The sequence below is a fragment of the Thalassospira tepidiphila MCCC 1A03514 genome (assembly GCF_001662875.1).
GTDB classification, from domain to species: Bacteria; Pseudomonadota; Alphaproteobacteria; order Rhodospirillales; family Thalassospiraceae; genus Thalassospira; species Thalassospira tepidiphila.
Genome location: NZ_JPVZ01000007.1, coordinates 211,021 through 232,258, shown reverse-complemented (window position 1 = coordinate 232,258; position 21,238 = coordinate 211,021). Strand labels below are relative to the sequence as shown.

Below are 21,238 nucleotides of genomic sequence, written 5' to 3'. Positions count from 1 at the left end.
GGCGGCCATTGGCTGCCCCGTTTTTTAATCGATCGTGCTCGGTTTGCTTAGACGCCAGCTGGAATACCGCTGCGTTCAACCTTGCGCGGGGAGGTGATTTCTTTCCATTTGGAAAGCGCCTTGTTGACTGCCGGATACGGTTCGCGGGCAATGAATTCGCCGTCGCCGCATTTGGCGAGAACCACACCTTCCTCAGCCGCAATACGACCGCGGCTGAGCGTATAGCGCGGAAGGCCGGTGACCTCGATGCCTTCAAACACGTTGTAGTCAATTGCCGACTGCTGGTGTTTGGCGGTGATGGTTTTGGACGCCTTCGGATCCCAGACGACAAGATCGGCATCCGCCCCGACAAGGATCGCCCCCTTGCGCGGATAGATATTGAGGATCTTGGCAATGTTGGTCGAGGTCACGGCCACGAACTCATTCGGGGTCAAACGGCCGGTGCCAACACCATAGGTCCAAAGAAGCGGCATGCGGTCTTCAAGGCCGCCGGTCCCGTTCGGGATCTTGGTGAAGTCGCCAACGCCCATGCGTTTTTGTTCGGTCGTGAACGCACAGTGGTCGGTTGCGACAACCTGCAGGCTGCCCGATGCCAGACCATTCCACAGGCCATCCTGATGTTCCTTGCTGCGGAACGGCGGGGACATAACGCGACGTGCGGCGTGATCCCAATCGGCGTTTTTATATTCGCTGTCATCAAGAATAAGGTGCTGGATCAGCGGTTCACCAAACACGCGTTTGCCGTTGGCACGTGCACGACGGATGGCTTCGTGGGCCGGTTCGCAGGACACATGCACGATATAAAGCGGCACATTGGCCATATCGGCAATCATGATCGCACGGTTGCAGGCCTCGCCCTCAACGTCGACAGGACGGGAGTAAGCATGGGCTTCCGGGCCGTTATTGCCTTCGGCCAGCAATTTTTGCTGCAAGGTGGCGACCACGTCGCCGTTTTCAGCATGCACCAGCGGCATCGCGCCCAGTTCCGAACAGCGCGAGAAGGATGCGAACATTTCGTCATCATCGACCATCAACGCACCCTTGTAGGCCATGAAGTGCTTAAACGTGTTGATGCCCTTTTCCTGAACGATGGTCTTCATTTCATCAAAGACCTGCTCGCTCCACCAGGTGACGGCCATGTGGAAGGAATAGTCGCACACCGCCTTGGAGGATTTGTTATCCCAGGCTTGCAGCGCTTCCAGAAGCGACTGGTTCGGGGCCGGCAGGCAGAAATCGACCACCATGGTCGTGCCACCGGCAACGGCGGCCTTGGTGCCGCTTTCGAAATCGTCTTCGGAATAGGTGCCCATAAAGGGCATCTCCATATGGGTATGCGGATCAATCCCGCCGGGCATCACATAGCAGCCGTCGGCCTCGATCACCTTGTCCCCGGTCAGGTTGTCCCCGATGGCGGCAATCTTGCCGTCTTCGATCAGAATATCGGATTTGTAGGTCAGGTCGGCGGTAACGATGGTTCCGCCACGAATAACCATGGACATGGGTGGCTCCTTGTCTGTCTCTGCGGCGAAAAGTTGCGGGCTATCCCGGCATTTCGCCCGTTATCTCCAAACACCCAGAGGGTATTCAATCAGTCTTCAATCGATCGTCATAGTCCTGGAAGTCATCCCGTCCGGCGAAGCCCAAACCCCGCCGGACGGATAAAAGTTACAAGATGGAAGATTACATCTTGTCGGTCACGGCGTGGGTCCAGGCACCTTCCGGTTCCTTGGTGATCACCGGATCGGAACCACCCGAAAGCAGGCTGTCAACGGTACGCTGATAGGCTGCTTCGTCGAGAACCGCAGAATCACCAAGCAGTTTGGCGATTTCGGTCATCATGCGGACCTGATGTTTTTCGGTCTGGGCACCGGTCATGTCGTTATCAAGAACGATCATCGCGGCGTCTTCCGGGTTTTCCTTGGCCCAGTTCCAGCCCTTCATGCTGGCTGCAACAAAGCGCGACATTTTGTCGACGAATGCCGGATCCGAAAGGTTGTCTTCAAGAACATAAAGACCGTCTTCAAGGGTTGCGACACCCTGATCTTCGTATTTGAAGACCTTAAGGTCATCAGCCGGAATACCGGCATCAATCACCTGCCAGTATTCGTTATAGGTCATGGTTGAGACGCAATCAGCCTGCTTCTGGATCAGCGGATCAACGTTGAAGCCCTGCTTGAGCACGGTGACGCCGTTTTCGCCGCCATCGGTCGGAATGCCGAGTTTCGACATCCAGCTCAGGAACGGATATTCGTTACCAAAGAACCAGACACCAAGGGTACGACCCGGGAAGTCATCCGGGCTTTCGATCCCGGTTTCCTTCAGGCAGGTCAGCATCATGCCCGACTTGGCAAACGGCTGTGCGATGTTGACCAGCGGCACACCCTTTTCGCGCGATGCAAGGGCGGATGGCATCCAGTCGATGATCACATCCGCACCACCACCGGCAATCACCTGCGGCGGGGCAACGTCCGGACCACCCGGATTGATGGTCACATCAAGATCGGCTTCTTCGTAGAAACCTTTGTCGAGTGCCACATAGTAGCCTGCAAACTGGGCCTGTGTGACCCATTTAAGCTGCAGGGTTACCTCGTCTGCTGCCATCGCCGAAAACGATGCCAACCCGAAACTCAACCCCATAGCAGTCGAAATAAACTTATTCATTCGTCGATGTCTCCTCAGGTTGTAGTCAAGTCCTCCCGACGGGTCGTCTTGTTTTATGCCTTTAATGGCGACGTACCCGGAATGACGGATGCCATGACGTCGCTTTTCTTTCGATATAAGCCACAGCCCCGTAGAAGGCGGTACCCGCAAGGGCCGCCAATGCGATTTCTGCCCAGACCATGTCGATATTCATCCGCCCGACCTCGGTCGAGATGCGGAAGCCCATACCAACAATCGGGGTGCCGAAAAATTCGGCGACGATTGCGCCAATCAGCGCAAGCGTGGAATTGATTTTAAGTGCGTTGAAAACAAACGGCATGGCGGCCGGCAAACGCAGGCGAAACAGCGTTGACCAATAGCCCGACGCGTATGTCGCCATCAGGTCCTTTTCAAGCTTTCCGGCGGCATTCAACCCGGTCACGGTATTCACCAGCATCGGGAAGAAGGTCATGATCACGATCACGGCCGCCTTGGATTGCCAGTCAAAGCCAAACCACATCACCATGATCGGTGCGACCCCGATGATCGGAAGGGCCGAGACCATATTACCCAGCGGCAAAAGACCACGTTTGAGGAACGGCACACGATCCACCGCAATCGCCACGATAAAGGCCGATCCACAGCCCATGACATAGCCGCTGAGTACTGCCTTCACAAAGGTCTGGTGGAAGTCGGCTGCCAGAATGTCGGTGGAATTGACGAAACGTTCGCCAATCATGCTGGGCGGCGGCAACAGAACCTGTGGCACGCCAAAGCCCGAAACGACGACTTCCCAGACAAACAGAAGCCATACGCCAAAGGCCACCGGCACGACGAAGTTCGCAAGATGCTGTTTGGTGCGATCAAGGCTGTGGAAGTTGGCAATCACATCAATCCCGCGCCAGACAAACGCCCAAAGCGAAAGAATGAATAACCAGAACCCCGGCCCGGCATAACCGGCAACACCGTAATCATACAGAACACTGATCGCCTGCCAGCAGCCAAATACCGCAATCGCCAGAATGACCATACCGGCGGTGACCGATCCGACACCAAGCCAGGTAAAGGCCGACCCGGCAATCACACAGAGCGCCATGGCAACAGCAAGACCGGGAATATCCCCGACAAAGGCAACCTGTTTGCCGGTATCGCCATCCACACCCGCAAGCGGGAAGATCAGCGCCAGCAAGGCCGCAATCGCCGCGACGAGACAGAACTTGTCCAATTTCGTCCAGGTCATGACTTCACCCCCATCCGCGCAAGAACCCTGCGTTCACACCAGCCGACGATGACGACAAGGATGGCGGCCACAAACGCCGCGGTCAGAAGGGCCGACCAGATTTGAATGGTCTGTCCGTAATAGGAGCCCGCCAGCAAACGCGCACCAAGACCCGCCTGCGCACCGGTCGGCAATTCGCCGACGATGGCACCGACCAGACTGATCGCAATCGCAACCTTCAGGCTGGCAAACAGATATGGCATGGCGGATGGCAAACGAAGCTGCCAGAAGGTCTGCCATTTCGAGGCATTGTAGGTCCGCATCAGATCAAGCTGGATCACCTGCGGGGAACGCAGGCCTTTCACCATGCTGATCGTGACCGGGAAGAAGCAGAGATAGGTCGAAATGACCGCCTTTGGCACCAGTCCCTTGATCCCGATGGCGCCCAGAACAACGATGATCATCGGCGCGATGGCAAGGATCGGAATGGTTTGCGATGAAATCACCCATGGCATCAGGCTTTTTTCAAGCGTCATGACATGGACAATACCGACCGCCAGCAACACACCCAGCAACGTACCGATCCCGAAACCCAGAAGGGTCGAGGAAAGCGTTACCCAGCTGTGATACACCAGCGAGCGTTTCGACGTGATCTTGATCGCGAAGATGGAGTGATACATCTCGACCGCCACCTGATGCGGGGCTGGCAGGATCGGGCGATCTTGTGCCAGGGTATCTTCGATCAGCTGGCCCGTAGTCCAGGACTGATCAGCACGGTTGTAACGGTCAATCTGGGTCGGCGCGTTCATGAAAACTGCCCCGACATACCACAGAACAAGAAGGGCGATCAGAACAACGCAGACCGGCCCGGTCTGGCCAGACATCATGCGCGTCCAGGTCGATGGTCCGCGAACGGATCCGGTCATGGCAGCAGTGTTACTCGTCATTGCTGTGCCCCGCACGCAGCCCTTCCCGCACCCGATGCGCAATCTCGAGGAATTCCGGCGTTTCGCGGATATCAAGTGTGCGGTCTTTCGGGAAGTCGGTTTCGATCACGTCAATGATCCGCCCCGGACGCGGTGACATCACGACAATCTTCGACGACAGATACACCGCCTCGGGGATGGAGTGGGTGACGAACGCCACCGTCTTGTTGGTCCGCGCCCACAATTTCAACAACTGTTCATTCAGGTGATCGCGCACGATTTCATCAAGCGCACCAAATGGTTCGTCCATCAACAGCAGGTCGGCGTCGAACGACAGGGCACGCGCGATTGATGCGCGTTGCTGCATGCCGCCTGACAGCTGCCATGGGAATTTCTTTTCAAAACCATTGAGCTCAACCAGTTTCAGGGCCTCCTGGGCGCGCTTGACGCGCTCTTCCTTGGAGATCTCCATGATTTCGAGCGGCAAGGTCACGTTGCGTTCGATCGAACGCCACGGCAACAGGGCCGGTGCCTGAAACACATAGCCATAAGCACGCTTTTCACGCGCTTCGTGTGGCGTGACACCATTGATCGAAATCTCGCCGCCGGTGGCTTGTTCAAGGTCGGCAATCACGCGCAAAAGTGTGGTTTTGCCGCAACCCGACGGGCCGATAAAGGAAACAAAATCGCCTTCCTCGATGGTCAGATCGACATCGGAAAGGGCGTAAACGGGACCGTCTGCCGTCTGGAAGGTCAGCGACAGTTTCTTGATATCAACAACTGCTTTTTTCGATGCGGGCATCTCAGCAACATTATTGACGACTTGTTTTAGCGTCATGGGGTTTCCCCTGATCGTATGTCTCTCTCAGAACCAAAAGCGTCTCTTTTGGCACAGTCGATGGAAGCCTCCCTCAGGGACGTTGCCCTGAACCTTGTCGACATTGATCAAACGCATAAAGCCTTTGCCCGGTCGTTGCCGGGAACGGAGAATGATACCCCACCTGTCGATCAAGGCAAAACGGCGAGCAGCGCTTTGACCGCTCGCCGGTATCATGAAATCAGTTTCCGTCCGTCAGACGGGTATAGGTCGACGGGCGACGGTCACGGAAGAACTGCCAGTTGTCGCGAATTTCACGCACCATCGACATATCCATGTCATGGACCAGCAATTCGTCATTATCGCGCGATGCCTGTGCTTCGATTTCGCCGCGTGGATTGACGAAATAGCTCTGGCCGTAAAACTCGCCAATATCCCACGGCTGTTCGCGGCCAACCCGGTTGATCGCACCGATAAAGCACCCATTGGCGACGGCCGATGCCGGCTGTTCGAGTTTCCAGATATATTCCGACACCCCTGCGACCGTGGCCGACGGGTTGACGATATATTCCGCGCCATTGAGTGCTAAGGCACGCCAGCCTTCCGGGAAGTGCCGGTCATAGCAGATATAAACGCCAAGTTTGCAATACTGGGTATCAAAGACCGGCCAGTTCGATACGCCCGGCTTGAAGAAGAATTTTTCCCAGAAACCGGCGACATGCGGGATGTGGGTTTTGCGGTATTTGCCAAGATAGGTACCGTCGGCGTCAATCACGGCAGCGGTGTTGTAATAAACACCGGTAATGTCTTCCTCATAGATCGGAACAACGATCACCATTTTGTATTTGGCTGCCAACTCACACATCAGCTGTGTGGTCGGGCCATCAGGGATTTTTTCTGCGGCCGCGTACCATTTCTTGTCCTGGCTCGGACAGAAATAGGGCTGGGTGAATACTTCCTGAAAGCACAGAACCTGCACACCTTTTTTGCCCGCCTCTTCGATATAGGGCAGGTGCGCGTCGATCATGGCCTTGCGGATTTCTTCGGGGGACTGATCGGTTGAACCCTTAAGGCTCATTTGAATCAGGCCACCTCTCAGCTTTGACATCCGAGATACCTCCTTGATCTGATATTTTTATGTCCTTGCCACTTGTGTGGTCTGACGGACTTATGCCCGAACGCGCCCCAAGAACCCTGTTTGTTTTTTTACGGGTCCGTTCCCAGACAGGACGCGATCAGAAAAATCGCGAAACAGTTGTTTCCTCCGTGGCGTTGCAGACCCGTTTGTTTTTATTGGTTCTGCAAGCCGGGTGTCCCCTGCCCGATTGCGCAGGCAGGGAACGAAAATCGTAATCCTAGTCGATCTCTTTAAGCACTTCGCGCAATGTGCCGAACAGTTGATCAATGTGTGATTTTTCAAGGATCAGTGGCGGCGACAGCGCAATGATATCACCCGTGGTGCGGATCAGGATGCCCTTCTCAAATGCCTTGAGGAAGGCATTGAAGGCACGCTTGGTCGGGAAGCCTTCAATCGGCTCCAGCTCGATCGCACCGATCAGGCCAAGGTTACGGACATCCTTGACCAGCGGCAGGTCGATCAGGCTGTGCACCGCATCTTCCCAATACTGACCAAGTTCCTTGCCCTTGGAATACAGACCTTCTTCTTCGTAGGTCTCAAGCGTTGCCATGGCAGCCGCACAGGCAACCGGGTTGCCCGAATAGGTGTAGCCATGGAACAGCTCGATCATGTTTTCCGGGCCGGTCATGAAGGCATCATGGATTTCGTCGGTGGCAAACACCGCACCCATCGGGATGGTGCCGTTGGTCAGGCCCTTGGCGGTCGTGACCAGATCCGGCTGAACACCAAAGTAATCAACCGCAAACGGTGCACCCAGGCGACCGAAACCGGTGATGACTTCATCAAAGATCAACAAGATGCCATGCTTGGTGCAGATCTCGCGCAGGCGTTCCAGATAGCCTTTCGGCGGGATCAGAACACCGGTGGAACCTGCAACCGGCTCGACAATGACGGCCGCGATGGTCGACGGATCATGCAGCGCGCAAATGCGTTCCAGATCCTCGGCAAGGTATGCGCCATGTTCGGGCATACCGCGGGTAACACCGTTTTCATCCGGCAGGTAAGTGTGACGCATATGGTCCACACCGCCCAGCATCTGGCCGAATGTTTTGCGGTTACCCGAAATACCACCGACGGAAATACCGCCAAAGTTCACACCGTGATAGCCGCGTTCGCGACCGATCAGGCGGGTCCGCTGTCCATCGCCGCGTGCACGGTGATAGGCCAGTGCGATTTTAAGCGCGGTTTCAACCGACTCAGAACCGGAGTTGGTATAGAAAACGTGGTTGAGATTGCCCGGCATCAACTGTGCCAGACGGCTGGCCAGTTCGAACGCCTTGGGATGGCCCATCTGGAATGCCGGGGCATAATCCAGCTCGTCCATCTGTGCCTTGACCGCTTCGACGATTTTCGGACGCTTGTGACCGGCGTTGCAGCACCAAAGGCCTGCGGTGCCATCAAGGATGTCGCGGTTATCGTCGGTTTTGTAATACATGCCATCGGCCGACACCAGCATACGCGGGGTCTGCTTGAACTGACGGTTGGCAGTAAAGGGCATCCAGAACGCCGAAAGATCGTTCGGACGGCTAATTTTCGTGGTGGCTGTCATCAAAAGGTCTCCCGTACCTTTTCAAGTTCTTCCCTCGACCGGTTCGGTGGCGGGCCACCGTGCACCGGCATCTGATATTCTTCATCCCGTTTTCGCGAAAAGGTATCTGGCCTAATGACCAAAATGTCGCACATTCGTTTTCCGGGACGGCCCGACCTGTTGCGGGCACACAAACGTCGTTAGCATGAGACATGCCCACGCACTAGCGCTTTAATACCACCGCGGAACTGTTTCGAATATTCGACTGTCAAACACCATTTCGGCGACCCTGATTTTTATTTACGGCGTCTATTTTGTGTTTATCTTTCATCGGTACTGTTCGATATTTCGGACAAAACCGACTCTTGACCATGGCTTGGAACGACGCGCATAAAAAGTTTCTTTTTGATATTTGCAGTAGAGGTTATTTTAACCTGACCAAACGGTCAAGATAAATGACGCGATTTAGACAGCACGATTGAGATCCATCAAAATCGGCGCGAAACGGGACACAAAAATGAGCACAAAACCCGCAGTAAACGGCGCACACAAGGCCGCGATCCGACAGGAAAACGAAGAACAGATTCTGGCCGCTGCCGAACGGGTCTTTGCCGATTTCGGGTTCAAGGGGGCGACCACCGCGCGGATTGCCGAAATCGCCAATGTTCCGAAGGCCAATGTGCATTATTATTTCAGCACCAAAGAGGCGCTTTATCGTCGCATCATGGAAGATGTCTGCGACCACTGGCTCGAAGCGGCAATGACGTTCGATAACAGTGCCGACCCCGCCTTCATTCTGCGCGGCTATATCGAGGCCAAGATGGATTTGTCGCGCGTGCGTCCATACGGCTCACGGCTTTGGGCACATGAAATCATCCGTGGCGCCAAATTCTCGTCTGAATATATCTCGACCACGGTAAAAAACTGGCTCGATAGCCGTGTGGAGGTCATTCGGGGCTGGATTGACGAGGGCAAGATGGATGATGTCGAACCCTATACCCTGATGTACATGATCTTTGCCACCACCCAGCACTATGCCGACTTTGGCCGCCAGATCGAGATTTTCAATAATGACAAGCCGCTGACCGACGCACAGTTTGCCGAGGCCAAGGAAAATGTCGTACGCATCATATTGAAGGGTGTTGGCCTCGCCTGATCCTCAGGCGGAGCCGTTTTTGCGCCTTAAGCTACGTTTCTTGTGAACGCAAGTTGAATAGATTAGGCTTCGTTCATATCTGCATAATAGATAACAACGAGGAAACGAACGGGGCGGATCAAATGCGGCAAAAGCTGCCTTATGCCAAATTTATTAGAATATTCGCACTTTGCGCTATAATCTTGTCGACAACCGGAATTTTATCGCCGCTTGAGGCGCAGCAAGCAGACGCCAGAAAAACAACCTGTGACACCATCACCGTTGGTGGTCCGGCAAGCTGGCAACCGGTTTCCTATATCGCATCCGACGGTCGGCAAAGCGGTCTTGGCATCGATATCATCAAGGAATATGCCAAACGCCACGGTATTAAGGTTGAAATCGACATCGAACTGCCGTGGGCAAGAACGCTTGATTTGTTGCTTCAGGGCAAAATTGATGTCACTGCCGGTGCCTATTTCACTGATGAACGCCAACGGGTGTATCAATACAGCGATCCTTTCTACACCGATGAGATCATGGTCTTTCAGCATGTGGATCGGCGTTTCGGCTATAGCAAGATTGAAGACCTTCGGGGATATCGCGGGGCACGCCCGCATGGCGGCAGTCTTGGCAAAAAGATAGACACCTATTCAAGCCAGCAGCTCGACGTGATGTATTCACCGACCAATGATCGCATCTTTGACCTGCTGCGTGCGGGGCATGTGGATTATGTCCTGCTTGCGCGCTATGACGGATTGGCAACACTTCACAAACTTGGCGCGCAAGACACGATCATCGCGGTTGAACCACCTGTCGATCACAATCCGGTCCGTCTTATGTTTTCGCGCAACAGCCCGTGCGTTAAACATGTTGCACAGATCAACATGCTCATTGCAGAACTTGGTCAAAACGGAACCATTGATGACCGCACCAAATATCATCTGGAACAGACAGTGTTCAGCCTTGAAACCGGAAGCTAGATTTGGCTGAAATCCGCCCACTTCTGTATAGTTGTTTAGGATTGCGAGGAACCCAATCTGAGGTATTCCTCATAATCACAAAGTTTCAGCCACCCATGCTGTGCATACGACAATCACTTCGCGCTCTCTTTGCTTGTATTCCCGGGATATTGATCGGGGTCACGGTTAACCTGATGGCGCTTCCTGCCAATTCGCAAACCGCGGTCGCCCCGCATGAACGGAACACCACACCTGACAAAATCTGCCGAAAATTATCGGTCGGTGGTGCAAATGGTTGGGAGCCGATCGCCTATATCCGCGGCGACCAACAACAAACCGGACTTGCGATCGATATTTTGCAGGATTACGCCGAACGCAACGACTTGCGCCTTGATCTCAATCTCGACATTCCCTGGACACGCGCCATTCAGATGCTCAGCAAGGGCGAACTGGATGTGATTGCCGGCGCTTATTTCACCCAAGAGCGCGATCAGGTCCACTTTTACAGCGCGCCATTTGCCAATGACGACATCATGGTCTTTCAACGCAACGACAATCGTTTTCCGGTTGTCGAGCTGAGTGATCTGATCGGGTATGACGGCGCGCGTCCGCAAGGCGGCAGTTACGGCGATTATATCGACCGCTTTGCCGAGCAACGGCTGAACATGATTTTCTCCCCCACTGGCAATCGCATCTTTGACGTCCTGATGAATGGCAGGGTCGATTATGTGATGCTGGGACGCTTTGACGGGCTGACCAATATCTATCGCGATAATCTGATCGACGACATCTTCGTGGTCGAACCACCGATTGACAGCAACAAAGTCCATTTCATGTTTTCACGCAAAAGCCCCTGCATGGGCCATGTCAGAAACCTGAATATCCTGATCGAACAGCTTGCCGAAGACGGAACGCTTGATCAGTGGACCGAGAACCATCTTCTTGATGTGTCCGAAGGGGCGAGTTAACGGCGGCGTGTTGCCACAATAAAAAAGCAGGGCGCACACAACGCCCTGCTTTGTGTTTGGTCACCGTGATATATCGGGACCCTATTTTTGCATCACCGTTTCATCGGCCTTGGCCAGAACTGCATGCAGCAGAACCTGACCACCGGCATCCGACCAGTGTTTGTGGACTTCTTCGATCTCGTTATGTGAAATGCCATCAACACACGGGATGAAAATCATCGCGGTCGGGCACACTTGCGCCAAATAGCAGGCATCATGCCCCGCCCCCGAGACGATTTCACGCGCAGAGAACCCGCCAAGTTCTGCCCCCATGCGCACCGCATCGACACAGGATTTATCGAACGGCACCGGTGCGTAATAGAAGATCTGCTCAAGCTCGGTCTGAAGGCCGATCTCCTTGGCAATCTTTTCGACACCTTCACGCAGCGCCTTGTCCATATCGGCCAGAACCGCATCGTCGGGATGACGGAAATCGACGGTAAAGAACACCTCGCCCGGGATGACGTTGCGCGAGTTCGGATGGATTTGCATCATGCCGACCGTCGCACAGGCAAGCGGGGAGCGATCCAGACCGATCTTGTTGACCAGATCAACCACGCGTGCCGCACCAAGCAATGCATCCTTGCGGGTTTTCATCGGGGTCGGGCCGGCATGGGCCTCGACACCGGTGAATTTGATTTCATACCAACGCTGGCCCTGGGCATCGGTGACAATACCGATATCCTTGCCTTCATCTTCAAGGATCGGGCCCTGTTCGATATGGGCTTCGAAATAGGCCCCCATCGGATGGGCATCAATGGTCGCCTCGTCCGGCCCCATATAGCCGATCCGCTCCAGTTCCTCGCCCATGGTTTTGCCATCAACATCCGCACGGGAATGACCGTATTCAAGGTCAAACACCTTTGCAAAGACGCCAGATGCCACCATGGCCGGGGCAAAGCGCGAGCCTTCCTCGTTCGTCCAGCAAACGACTTCAAGCGGCGCTTCGGTTTCGTATTTGGCTTCATTGAGTGTGCGGATCACTTCAAGACCCGAAAGCACCCCGTAAACGCCGTCATACTTGCCACCGGTTGGCTGGCTATCAAGGTGGCTTCCCATCACCACTGGCGGCAGATCAGGGTTACGGCCTTCGCGGCGGGCAAAGATATTGCCCATCTTGTCGATCCGGATCGAGCAGCCCTCTGCCTTGCACCAGTCGATGAACAGATCACGGCTTTCACGGTCAAGATCGGTCAGCGCCAGACGGCAAACGCCGTCCTTTGCGGTTTTGCCGATCTTGGCCATTTCCATCAGGCTATCCCAAAGGCGGTCACCATCAATTGACAGGTTACGTACACTGGGTTGAGCAGTCATTCGTCAGTCCTTTTGGTTTTGGTGGCGTTTGCGCAGATGGCTTATTCAGCAGCCACGCGCATGGGATTAAGCGGATGTTCCGGCCAGGTCATCGGCGGCTTGTCGGTCTTGACCGGTTCCATGGTGATGCAATCGGGCACCGGGCAGATGTGATAGCAAAGGTTACAGCCAACGCATTCCTCATCGACCACTTCAAACAGACGGCCGCCTTCGGGCTTGTCGGTCATGGTGATTGCCTGGTGCGAGGTATCTTCACACGCGATATGGCAACGACCGCACTCGATGCAGTTATCCGGGTTGATCACCGCCTTGGTGTCGAAGTTCATGTTAAGCTCGTTCCAGTCGGAAACCTGCGGCACCGCTGCACGGGTGAACTGTTCGACACTGGTGTAGCCCTTGTCATCCATCCACTGGCTCATACCGTCAATCAGGTCATCAACCACGCGGAAGCCATAGATCATCGCAGCCGTGCAAACCTGAACGGCGTTCGATCCCAGCGCCATGAATTCAACAGCATCTTTCCAGGTGGTGATGCCCCCGATACCGGAAATCTCAAGATCGCGGGTTTCAGGCGTGCGGGCGATTTCAGCAACCATATTCAGCGCAATCGGCTTGACCGCCGATCCGCAATAGCCACCATGTGTGCCCTTGCCGTCAACAACCGGTTCCGGGATCATGTTGTCGATATCGACCGACACGATGGAGTTAACGGTGTTAATCAGTGATACGGCATCCGCACCGCCCTTCAACGCGGCTTCGGCCGACCACAGGATGTTGGTGATGTTCGGGGTCAGTTTGGTAAAGACCGGAATATCGACCGCATCCTTGACCCAACGGGTGACCTGTTCGACCATTTCAGGCACCTGACCGATGGCCGAGCCCATGCCGCGTTCGCACATGCCGTGCGGGCAACCAAGGTTAAGCTCAAGCCCATGCACACCGCTTTCGGCGATCTGCTGGGCCAGGTCCTTCCAGGCGCGTTCCTCGATCGGGGCCATCATCGATCCGATGATGACGTGATCAGGATATTCTTTCCGGCATTCACGGATTTCCTGAAGGTTGGTGGCAAGCGGACGGTCGGAAATCAGCTCGATATTATTGATCCCCAACAGACGGCGGTTCTGGTCATGGTGCGCGCCATAGCGCGAGGATACGTTGACCACGGGCGGATCGATGCCCAGCGTCTTCCAGACAACCCCGCCCCAGCCTGCTTCAAAGGCACGAACGACGTTGTATTTCTTGTCCGTCGGCGGCGCGGAGGCCAGCCAGAACGGGTTTAGCGAATCAATACCGGCGATTTTGCAGCTTAGATCAGCCATTTTCTCTCTCCCTTTGGCTAGCGTTTCACGCGGATTTCAGGAATGCATCAATGGCGATGGCGGCCTGTTTGCCGTCTTCGACCGACTGAACAGTCAAATCTTCGCCACTCTTGATGCAGTCCCCACCGGCGAACACGCCCGGGGCGGTTGTCTGATAGTTTTTATCGACCACGATCTTGCCGCCGGTGATCTCCATGCCGGCAAGGTCATCGGTTTTGATTTTCTGTCCGATGGCCTTCAAAATCTGGTCTGCACGCACTTCAAAGGTTTCGCCTGTGCCAACAAGCTTGCCATTGGCATCAAGTTCGGTTTTTTCGAACTCCATACCCATCAGCTTGCCATTGGCCTTGATCGCAACCGGCTTTGCCCAGTAACGCACGACAACGCCGTTGGTTTTGGCCAAATCCTGTTCGAACTCGGTCGCGGACATGTTTTCCGCACCCCGGCGGTAAACAAGGGTGACTTCCTCAGCCCCCAGACGCTTGGCCTGAACCGCGGCATCGATTGCGGTGTTGCCACCGCCGATGACGATGACGTTGTTGCCAACCGGCATGTCGGATTTCGGTTCGGTCTGACGCAGTTTTTCGATGAAATTGATTGCATCATCAACGCCCGGGAAATCTTCGCCCTTAAGACCCAGATCATTGGTCGACCCAAGGCCGACACCAACAAACACGGCGTCGTATTTGGCTTTGAGGTCGGCAAGGTTGATGTCCTTGCCAAGCGCCTTGTTATATTCGATTTCAATCCCGCCAATGCCCAAAAGGAATTCCACTTCGCGCTGGGCGAAATCGTTGGTCATCTTATAGGCGGCCAGACCATATTCATTAAGTCCGCCCGGTTTCGGCTTGGCTTCGAACACGACAACGTCATGGCCGAGCATCGCCGCACGATGCGCACATGAAAGGCCTGCCGGACCGGCACCGACAACGGCAATGGTCTTGCCGGTTTTCGGTGCACGTTTGAACGGATGAGGCAGATCGCGCGCCATCAGATGATCAACCGCGTATCGTTGCAGGCTGCCGATCTCAACGGCGGTATCTTCGGCGACGTTACGAACGCAGGCCTCTTCACACAGCACTTCGGTCGGGCAGGCCCGCGCACAGGTGCCGCCCATGATGTTGGCCGACAAAATGGTCTTTGCCGCACCATCCGGGTTGCCGGTGCTGATTTTGCGAATGAAGGATGGAATATCGATTGATGTCGGGCATGCGGTCACGCATGGCGCGTCATAGCAATACAGGCAGCGGTTGCTTTCCGCCATGGCCTGAAGCGTGGAATAGGCCGGATGCAGATCGGAAAAGCCGTCATCTGCGTCATTGTGACCAGCACCGCCATGAACGGCACCGGATTTTGAAGCTTGCTTGGCCTGCAAGGTGGTCATTTGTTTGTCTCCCTGCCAAAAAGGCGTCCTCTCCTGACGTCATCGAGAGACAAAACAAGAATGACATTACAATCGACCGCGGGCCAAAAATGATCGCAGCTACTGTGCGATCAGAATGCAATTATGGCGTTGCGTGGACGGGCGGGCCCGACCAACTCAGGGTCTCTCGTACTGACATTCTTGGCGTATCCGTCCGGCTTGAGCCGGATTGTTTCCCAGTATTTGATCTGCCGTGTGGTTATAGTTTCGGGGTTATCCCCGGTTGATACACGTGCAGATGCCTCTCTCTGACGGATACAGCATGTCCAATCCTGATCATTTGGTCAAGATTAAAAATCCGAATTCTTGGTTGGGTCGCAAAACACCTGCATCCACGCCGAAAAACCGGGGCCCGACACCACCAGACCCACATCGGATTACAGGCCACCGGACATCCGGTATGTCCCTGATTTGGCAACATTTTGTGCTGGCTTTATTTAGACAAACTAAAGTAACGTCATCGGACAAACCCACTTCGGAAAGCCTTCGATGACCCTTGTAAACGAGCCACCGACACCCTCCCCGACCGTCAACCGTCGGTGCGTGCCGTTGCCATGCCGTCTGATACCAACCCGACCGGGGATATCTGTGGCGGCTGGTTGATGTCGCAAATGGACCTTGCCGCCGGAACCGCCGCCGCACGCCGGGCCAAGGGCCGAACCGCGACCGTCTTTGTCGACAGCATGTCGTTCCTGCGTCCGGTTCATGTCGGCGATGAAGTGTCGTTCTTCACCGAAATCATCCATGTCGGGCGCACATCCCTTCGCATCCATGTGCAGGCCTGGCGCCAGACCCGGTTTGAAGAAACATCCGACAAGGTGACCGAAGGTATCTTTACCTTTGTCGCCCTTGACGAGGATGGCCGCCCGCGCCCGCTTGATCCCGACCCGGAAGACGCCTTGTTAGAGGCCTGATCGATCCGGTCGGACCCACTTTTTTTAAGCGTTCTTGCAAAACATTCCCACGCGCGCCGAAAAGTTCGGCGCGTTTTATTTTGTTTGGGCGTCAAATCACACGCCAAAACAGAACATCTTATTTTTATATCTCAACTTTTTGGCGAATTAGTTTCAGTTTTATGTATCATTCCCCGATGTCGTTTCACTTGGCGCTGGAAATGAAATTCGGGGGAACCGTCGTGTGCTGGTGTCAGGGACAAGGATGACATGGTACAGGCCGACACCTGTATTGCGAGAGGAAGTGGGAGAGCCTTATCCGACATTTCAGTCTCTGATCAGGAGAAGCACATGACCGATCAGCCAATTCTTGTGGGCTATGACGGAACAGATGCAGCACAGCGTGCCGTGGAATTCGCGGGCAAACGCGCAACAGCCGAAGGCTGCGCCATTCATCTGGTTTACGTTCTTGAATGGTCCCCCTACAGCTTCCTGTCGACACAGGAACTTGAAGAACGCCATCAACGGCGAACAGAAGAACTGTCGCGGGCGGAGGAAACCCTCAAGCCCGCGTTGGATGCGCTTAACAAACTTAAAATACCGGTAACTTCGGAAGTCCGTTACGGCCATTCCGGCGAGTTGATCTGCAAGATCGCCGAAGACAAAGGCGCCTGCCAGATCATCGTCGGCAGGAAGGGTGGTTCGACATTGAGCGCGCGGCTGCTGGGCAGTTTGCCGCTTACCCTGGTTCAGGCGTCGCCTGTTCCGGTCACTGTCGTTCCGTAAGGCAATCACGAATTTAAACCGGAGAACCATCATGTTCTGGAAAAAGACAGCAGCGGCCAGCGCCGTTGCAATGATGTCGGCCACCCTGCCGCAAATCGCACTTGCACAGGAAGTCGGCCTTGATGAAAGAATCAATCAGGCAATCGCACCGATTTCAAATGTGATTGCCGGCACCATGTTCTATTCCGTGCCGATTGCCGGCACGGCGTTTCCCCTTATTGTCGGCTGGCTTGTTGTTGCCGCCACCATTTTCACGCTTTATTTCGGCTTTGTTCAGTTCCGTCGCTTCGGCCATGCCATAGCGCTGGTCAAGGGCGACTATTCCCACCCCGAGGATGCCGGGGAAGTTTCCCACTTTCAGGCCCTTGCCACCGCCCTTTCGGGCACGGTCGGGCTTGGCAATATTGCCGGTGTCGCCGTTGCGGTTTCGATTGGCGGACCGGGGGCAACATTCTGGATGATCCTTGCCGGGTTGCTTGGCATGGCATCGAAATTCACCGAATGTACGCTGGGCGTTAAATACCGTAACGAATATGAAGACGGGCGCGTTTCGGGTGGCCCGATGTATTACCTGTCCAAGGGCCTGGCTGAAAAAGGCAAACCGGGATTGGGCAAGGTCTTGGCCGTCGTCTTTTCGATCTGCTGTATTGGCGGCGCTGTTGGCGGCGGCAATATGTTTCAGGCCAATCAGGCCTTCCAGCAGGTGGTCAATGTCACCGGCGGGGAAAACAGCTTCCTTGCCGGATCGGGCTGGCTGTTTGGTTTGGTGATGGCAATCATTGTTGGCGTCGTGATCATTGGCGGCATCAAATCCATCGCCAAAGTGACCGAAAAGATCGTGCCGATTATGGCGGTGATTTACGTCACCGCAGGCATGATCATTATCCTGTCGAACATCACCATGGTTGGTGACGCCTTTGCCCAGATCTTTGTCGGTGCCTTTACCGGGGCCGGTGTTGCCGGCGGTGTAATCGGCGCATTGATCCAAGGCTTTAAACGTGCAGCGTTTTCGAACGAGGCCGGCATTGGCTCAGCCGCCATCGCCCACGCAGCCGTCCGCACCAAGGAACCGGTGACAGAGGGCTATGTCGCCCTTCTTGAACCGTTCATTGATACGGTGGTGATCTGCACCATGACTGCCCTTGTGATCACCATCAGTGGCGAACTTAATTCCGGCCTGACCGGGGTTGAGCTGACCTCGGCGGCGTTTGCGTCGGCCTTTACGTGGTTCCCGCTGATCCTGGCACTGGCTGTCGTGCTGTTTGCCTTCTCGACCATGCTGTCATGGTCCTATTACGGGCTGAAAAGCTGGACCTATCTGGTCGGTGAAGGCAAGGGCAAGGAGATCATTTTCAAGCTGTTCTTCTGCCTGTGTGTGATCGTCGGTGCGTCCATGAGCCTCGGCCCCGTGATTGATTTCTCGGACTCCATGATCTTTGCCATGGCGATCCCCAACATCATCGGCCTTTATTTCCTGATGCCGGTGGTGCGCGGTGAGGTCAAACAATACTGGGCCAAGATCGAAAGCGGCGAGATCAAGAAGGTCAAGTAAGCCAAAACTTTGAAACGATTCCAAACACCCCTGCCCCTTGGCGGGGGTGTTTTGGTTGGCGCCCTGCAAGTCCGGCATGGCAGCTCATCACGGCCATAGCTATGCAAGGCTTGCGAAATATGCGATTTTAATCGGCACAGGCAGCAGGCTGTGATAGAAGCCGCGCCAGAGAGATTTCCCGCAGACGACCAAATAGAAAAGACCCGCAAGTGATGAGTAATCAATCGCGCCGTTCCGAATTGCTGATGCCCGCAGGCTCGCTCGAAAAGCTGAAAGTTGCTGTGCTCTATGGCGCAGACGCCGTTTACATGGGCACGCCGGACCTGTCGCTGCGTGTTAAAAGCCAGATGTCACTTGATGACGTGGTCGAAGGCATCGATTTCGCCCATAGCCATGGTGTGCGCGTTTACCTCACACTGAACCTGTTTTCGCATAACAAGGACATCGACAAGCTTCCGGAATATGTCGATACCGTGCGCAAGGTCCGTCCGGATGGCCTGATCGTGGCTGATCCGGGTGTTTTCATGTTTGTCCGTGAACATGCGCCGGAACTTGATTTGCATGTGTCGACACAGGCAAACGTATGTTCGTGGCAGTCCGTCAAATTCTGGCAAAGCATCGGTGCCAAGCTGGTCGTTCTCGGCCGTGAAGTTTCCTATGAGGAACTGACCGAAATCCGCGAAAAATGCCAGGACATCAAGATCGAGGCCTTCGTGCATGGTTCGATGTGCATGACCTATTCCGGTCGTTGCCTGCTTTCGAACTTCATGGCCGAACGTGGTGCGAACCAGGGGGCATGCGCCAACTCGTGCCGCTGGAAATACAAGGTCCACATGAAGCTTAAGGACGGCACGGTCAAGGAACTCAAACTGACCGAAGAAAACCTCGAGATGTTTGACTTCTTCCTCGAAGAAGACATGCGTCCGGGCGAGCTGATGGAAATTCAGGAGGACGAGCGTGGATCCTACATCCTGAACTCGCGCGATCTGTGCATCATGCCGAAACTTGAGGATTACCTGAAAATCGGGGTCGACAGCCTCAAGGTCGAGGGGCGCGGCAAAAGCCCGTATTACGCCGGGCTTGTTGCGCGCGCGTACCGCATGGCGATTGATGACTGGTACAAGGATCCGGAAAACTGGTCGGCCGAAGAATATATGAAGGAACTGGCGACCATCCCGAACCGGGGCTACACGCTGGCCTTCCATGACGGTCGCCTGACCAACTACGCACATGGCTATGACAGCAACACGAACGTGTCGGATTGGGAATTTGCCGGAATGATCGAGGAAGTCGAAGACGACGCCTTTATCATGTCGGTCAAAAACCGCATGCTGCCGGGCGACGTGATCGAAATCGTGCCGCCGCGTACGCGCCAGACGATCTTCATCCGCATGTATGAATTCATCGATGCCAAAACCGGCAAGGTCGGCGAAGCGGTGCATGCCAATACCCATCCGCGCATCCGTCTGCCGTTCAGCCTGTTTGAACAGGAAGACCCGGAATTCCTGAAACGTGAAATCCTGCCGATGACCATCGTGCGCAAGGAAAAGGCCCTGTCGGAAGATGAATGGCAGCGCCTGAAACTTGATCAGGAAGGCCACAAGATCGAGATGGGCAAAGGCAACGAAGAACGCTACGACGCGAAACGCGAAGCGCTTCAGACCGCCCTTGATGATCGCCAGAAAGAACGTTCTTTCCGCACCCCGCGTGTTGGCACCAAGGGCTGCTGTGGCCGGGGCTGCAATGGCTGCCTGATCTTCTGGCACGATGAAAGCTACGCCAAGGCGCGCGAAATTCTTGCCAAACGCAAACAGGGCGAAATGCTTGAAAAAGACGGCAAGACGATTGCTGCTGAATGAGCAGCCCACTTATCGCAAAGACAAAAACGGCAGCATTCGATTTCGATGCTGCCGTTTTTTTATTGGGTTACTTGATGGCGCGTTCGGCCTGTTGCTCAAGCCGATCAATCCGGCGGAGTGCAAACCAGCCCAGCACAAGAAACACAATCAGCAAGATCGGGCTGAGCATCGCAAGGTTTTGCTCAACCAGTTCGGACATTCCCGCTCCCAGGCTATGGCCAAGCCCATAGTAAAGCCCGACCCAAAGCAGGACTGACGCGATGCTAAGCGGCAGGAAGCGGATAAACGACATCGAACTCATGCCAACCGGGAACACCCCAAATGATCGCACCCCGTGCGGATAGCGGCACAGCAGGATATAGGCGACACCGTAATGCTCAAACAATCGCAGGGTCTTGCCCATCCAGTCTGACAGGGATTTGGGCAACTTGCGGACAATCGCATCGCCGTATTTACGCGCAAGGCCAAAGCGCAGCACGTCGCCCACAAGCCCACCGGCAATCATCGACGTAACCGCCGGCACGATCATCAGGCTTTCGGCCGCGACCAGCATGCCGGCAAATACCGGCAGGATGCTGGATTTGCTGACGCAATAGGTGAAGATCAGGATATAGACCAGATCCTGATGATCCTGAATCCACAGATTAATCGTCTCAAACACGGCACGTCCGCCTGCACTTATTGGATGGTGGTTCGCCTTCTAGGCCAAACCGGGCACACTTG

At 55.0% G+C, this 21,238-nt stretch carries 18 protein-coding genes; 7 read left to right on the top strand and 11 right to left on the bottom strand.

All coding sequences use genetic code 11. The features are described 5' to 3' along the window. Positions 1 to 47: 47 nt before the first annotated feature. From hydA to aptA, 7 genes are all read right to left on the bottom strand, one after another. The gene (gene hydA, locus TH4_RS15815) at positions 48 to 1,499 is read right to left on the bottom strand and encodes a dihydropyrimidinase (RefSeq protein ID WP_008890121.1); all 1,452 of its coding nucleotides are present in this window, start codon (positions 1,497 to 1,499) and stop codon (positions 48 to 50) included. A 181-nt stretch (positions 1,500 to 1,680) separates the two neighbouring features. Continuing rightward, entirely contained in the window at positions 1,681 to 2,661 is a 981-nt protein-coding gene (locus TH4_RS15810; protein ID WP_008890122.1) for an ABC transporter substrate-binding protein, read from the bottom strand. A 61-nt stretch (positions 2,662 to 2,722) separates the two neighbouring features. Continuing rightward, complete coding sequence (locus TH4_RS15805) at positions 2,723 to 3,880, bottom strand: ABC transporter permease (protein ID WP_064781867.1); 1,158 nt, start codon at positions 3,878 to 3,880, stop codon at positions 2,723 to 2,725. Continuing rightward, positions 3,877 to 4,785: an ABC transporter permease gene (locus TH4_RS15800; protein ID WP_083997142.1), complete on the bottom strand. Its 909-nt coding sequence runs from the start codon at positions 4,783 to 4,785 to the stop codon at positions 3,877 to 3,879. Before TH4_RS15800 ends, TH4_RS15805 begins: the two co-directional genes overlap by 4 nt. Positions 4,786 to 4,795: 10 nt before the next feature. Then, complete coding sequence (locus TH4_RS15795) at positions 4,796 to 5,587, bottom strand: ABC transporter ATP-binding protein (protein ID WP_008890125.1); 792 nt, start codon at positions 5,585 to 5,587, stop codon at positions 4,796 to 4,798. A 256-nt stretch (positions 5,588 to 5,843) separates the two neighbouring features. Next, entirely contained in the window at positions 5,844 to 6,710 is an 867-nt protein-coding gene (locus TH4_RS15790; RefSeq protein ID WP_008890127.1) for a nitrilase-related carbon-nitrogen hydrolase, read from the bottom strand. A 247-nt stretch (positions 6,711 to 6,957) separates the two neighbouring features. After that, positions 6,958 to 8,289 (bottom strand): omega-aminotransferase AptA, encoded by a 1,332-nt coding sequence (aptA, locus tag TH4_RS15785; protein ID WP_008890128.1) that lies wholly within the window; start codon positions 8,287 to 8,289, stop codon positions 6,958 to 6,960. A gap of 496 nt (positions 8,290 to 8,785) precedes the next feature. Between aptA and TH4_RS15780 the strand changes: the two genes are divergently transcribed. From TH4_RS15780 to TH4_RS15770, 3 genes are all read left to right on the top strand, one after another. Beyond that, positions 8,786 to 9,424, top strand: a complete 639-nt coding sequence (locus tag TH4_RS15780) for a TetR/AcrR family transcriptional regulator (protein ID WP_008890129.1) — start codon at positions 8,786 to 8,788, stop codon at positions 9,422 to 9,424. Positions 9,425 to 9,606: 182 nt separating this feature from the next. Beyond that, the gene (locus TH4_RS15775; RefSeq protein WP_167351226.1) at positions 9,607 to 10,383 is read left to right on the top strand and encodes a substrate-binding periplasmic protein; all 777 of its coding nucleotides are present in this window, start codon (positions 9,607 to 9,609) and stop codon (positions 10,381 to 10,383) included. 173 nt (positions 10,384 to 10,556) lie between these two features. Beyond that, complete coding sequence (locus tag TH4_RS15770; RefSeq protein WP_064781864.1) at positions 10,557 to 11,330, top strand: substrate-binding periplasmic protein; 774 nt, start codon at positions 10,557 to 10,559, stop codon at positions 11,328 to 11,330. 81 nt (positions 11,331 to 11,411) lie between these two features. Here the strand turns inward: TH4_RS15770 and TH4_RS15765 are convergent, their stop codons facing one another. Genes TH4_RS15765 through TH4_RS15755 form a run of 3 tightly spaced genes read right to left on the bottom strand, consistent with a single transcriptional unit; the run spans position 11,412 to position 15,386 of the window. Beyond that, on the bottom strand, positions 11,412 to 12,683 hold the full coding sequence (locus TH4_RS15765) for a Zn-dependent hydrolase (protein WP_063087951.1): 1,272 nt from the start codon (positions 12,681 to 12,683) through the stop codon (positions 11,412 to 11,414). A 41-nt stretch (positions 12,684 to 12,724) separates the two neighbouring features. Continuing rightward, the gene (gene preA / locus TH4_RS15760) at positions 12,725 to 14,002 is read right to left on the bottom strand and encodes an NAD-dependent dihydropyrimidine dehydrogenase subunit PreA (RefSeq protein ID WP_008890132.1); all 1,278 of its coding nucleotides are present in this window, start codon (positions 14,000 to 14,002) and stop codon (positions 12,725 to 12,727) included. 25 nt (positions 14,003 to 14,027) lie between these two features. Next, on the bottom strand, positions 14,028 to 15,386 hold the full coding sequence (locus tag TH4_RS15755) for an NAD(P)-dependent oxidoreductase (protein WP_064781863.1): 1,359 nt from the start codon (positions 15,384 to 15,386) through the stop codon (positions 14,028 to 14,030). 593 nt (positions 15,387 to 15,979) lie between these two features. Between TH4_RS15755 and TH4_RS15750 the strand changes: the two genes are divergently transcribed. The 4 genes from TH4_RS15750 to TH4_RS15735 all read left to right on the top strand — a co-directional run bounded on the left by TH4_RS15750 (position 15,980) and on the right by TH4_RS15735 (position 20,515). Continuing rightward, positions 15,980 to 16,339, top strand: coding sequence for an acyl-CoA thioesterase (locus TH4_RS15750; protein WP_064781862.1), 360 nt, complete (start codon positions 15,980 to 15,982; stop codon positions 16,337 to 16,339). Positions 16,340 to 16,669: 330 nt separating this feature from the next. After that, positions 16,670 to 17,104, top strand: coding sequence for a universal stress protein (locus tag TH4_RS15745; RefSeq protein ID WP_064781861.1), 435 nt, complete (start codon positions 16,670 to 16,672; stop codon positions 17,102 to 17,104). 31 nt (positions 17,105 to 17,135) lie between these two features. After that, a complete protein-coding gene (locus TH4_RS15740) occupies positions 17,136 to 18,656 on the top strand; it encodes an alanine/glycine:cation symporter family protein (protein ID WP_064781860.1) in 1,521 nt (506 codons plus the stop codon). A 212-nt stretch (positions 18,657 to 18,868) separates the two neighbouring features. Continuing rightward, positions 18,869 to 20,515, top strand: coding sequence for a U32 family peptidase C-terminal domain-containing protein (locus tag TH4_RS15735; RefSeq protein ID WP_008890140.1), 1,647 nt, complete (start codon positions 18,869 to 18,871; stop codon positions 20,513 to 20,515). Between the two features lie 67 nt (positions 20,516 to 20,582). On the opposite strand, the gene TH4_RS15730 is transcribed toward TH4_RS15735, so the two are convergent. Continuing rightward, positions 20,583 to 21,176 carry a DedA family protein gene (locus TH4_RS15730; protein ID WP_064781859.1) on the bottom strand — a complete coding sequence of 198 codons (594 nt, stop codon included), beginning with the start codon at positions 21,174 to 21,176 and terminating at the stop codon, positions 20,583 to 20,585. Positions 21,177 to 21,238: the final 62 nt, after the last annotated feature.